Below are 2193 nucleotides of genomic sequence, written 5' to 3' on the forward strand. Positions count from 1 at the left end.
GAGTTTCTTTGTCTATTTCTCGCTTTTCTTCTCTGCCATATCGGCAAGTCGTTTCAAACGTTCTTGGATCTTCGGTGGTGCCATACTGGCAATCATTAATAGTGAGTTTGCCGCTGATTCAGTTAATGGTGGCCGCTTCGGCTTGCTCTCTTGCTCGAATCGATTCCGATAAAGGGAAGGATTGATCCTTACCTCAACACTCATTAACTTGGCGTAGCCTTGGGTTCTCAATTTATTAAGGATCATTAGGCGATCGTAATCGATCTTCATTTTGATCGCAGCACTCGATACATCAATTAATAGATGACCGTTGCGAACGTTTGCCACTCGGCAATGATCTGCCGTTCCCTTTGGTAAGATCTCCTGCAATACCTGATTCAGCTGCAAGATTTCCCCCGTATGCTCTTGAATCTGCTTAAACTGAGATTCAGCAATAAGGTCGTCTGTTGAGGTAGGGCGATGATCTCGCATAGGTAAAATCTAATTTTGTTGAGGTATCGATATTCTAGAGCAGCTTTCTGCTTAGGTATAGTTTACATTATGACCTTTATCTTCAACTTCACCAGACGATTTGGGTTTAGCAAGTGAAAGCGGATTGTTTTGAAAACTCTGACTTTACATCACAAGGCTTGTGCGATACTGGCTAATTCGCCGTCAGTTTGCCTAAAAACTTACGAGTGCTTCAAACAAATACGGCTCTTTATGGTTGTATCGATGAAAAATCCTTACACTAAGAGGCATTGATTCAAAATTTAACCTTGAAATATGGATGTTTGAGCTCAATATCTGAGGTAGATGATTTATCTCAGTATTCTTAGTTACAAACTGATAGAGACTGAAGGCATTACGAGTAGATCGGGAACGGTCTGATAAAAGAGAGATCCACGAAAAATGATAACTAAGCTACTGACAAAAGTAATTGGCAGTCGCAACGACCGAACACTGCGCCGCCTTAGAAAAATTGTAAAAGAGATTAATAACTACGAACCAACGTTAGAAGCACTTTCTGATGACGAGCTAAAAGCGAAGACTGTTGAATTCCGTGAGCGCCTAGAACAAGGTGAAACGCTCGATAAGCTACTTCCTGAGGCTTTTGCTACGGTCCGCGAAGCATCAAAACGTGTTTACGGCATGCGTCACTTCGACGTTCAGCTTATCGGTGGTATGGTACTGAACGCTGGCCAAATCGCGGAAATGCGTACTGGTGAGGGTAAAACTCTGACTGCAACCCTTCCTGCTTACCTAAACGCACTTCCTGGTAAAGGTGTACACGTAGTCACGGTGAATGACTACCTAGCAACGCGTGATGCAGAGACAAACCGCCCGCTATTTGAATTCTTGGGTATGACGGTTGGCGTAAACGTGCCAAACATGCCGCCTCAAGCGAAGAAAGAAGCTTACCAAGCTGACATCCTTTACGGCACAAACAACGAGTTTGGTTTTGATTACCTGCGCGATAACATGGCATTCCGTAATGAAGATCGTGTTCAACGTGAGCGTTTCTTTGCTGTTGTCGATGAAGTGGATTCAATCCTTATCGATGAAGCACGTACACCGTTGATCATTTCTGGCCCTGCAGAAGACAGCTCTGATCTATACACTCGTATCAACTTGCTTATTCCACTGCTTCAAAAGCAAGACAAAGAAGATTCTGAAGAGTACCGCGGCGACGGTCACTACACATTAGACGAGAAATCTAAACAGGTTCACCTAACGGAAACGGGACAAGAGTTCGTTGAAGAGTTGATGGTGAAAAATGGCCTGATGGAAGAGGGGGATACGCTATACTCTCCAACTAACATTAGTCTATTACACCACGTTAATGCAGCACTTCGTGCCCACGTGTTATTCGAACGTAACGTCGACTACATTGTCAACGAAGATGGTGAAGTGGTTATTGTTGATGAGCACACGGGTCGTACTATGCCGGGCCGTCGTTGGTCTGAAGGTCTTCACCAAGCGGTCGAAGCGAAAGAAGGCGTTAAGATTCAAAACGAAAACCAAACGCTGGCATCGATCACCTTCCAGAACTACTTCCGTTTATACGAAAAACTGTCAGGTATGACAGGTACGGCGGACACAGAAGCATTCGAGTTCCAATCGATCTACGGCCTAGAGACAGTGGTTATCCCAACCAACAAGCCTATGGTTCGAGACGATATGCCAGACATGGTTTACCGTACTGAAGCAGAA

2 protein-coding genes are annotated in these 2193 nt (G+C 44.5%); one reads left to right on the plus strand and one right to left on the minus strand.

The annotated features are described in order from the left end of the window. Positions 1–12: 12 nt before the first annotated feature. A complete protein-coding gene (locus AND4_RS18790) occupies positions 13–471 on the minus strand; it encodes a DciA family protein (protein ID WP_009844573.1) in 459 nt (152 codons plus the stop codon). A gap of 420 nt (positions 472–891) precedes the next feature. On the opposite strand from AND4_RS18790, the gene AND4_RS18795 reads away from it, so the two are divergent. After that, the coding region (locus AND4_RS18795) for a DEAD/DEAH box helicase (RefSeq protein ID WP_009844574.1) at positions 892–2193 on the plus strand (1302 nt) is incomplete at its 3' end.

This window comes from Vibrio sp. AND4, assembly GCF_000171815.1.
GTDB lineage: Bacteria > Pseudomonadota > Gammaproteobacteria > Enterobacterales > Vibrionaceae > Vibrio.

Coding starts and splice junctions, on each gene's coding strand:
- AND4_RS18790 (WP_009844573.1), bottom strand. CDS start 471: ATGCGAGATCATCGCCCTACCTCAACAGACGACCTTATTGCTGAATCT.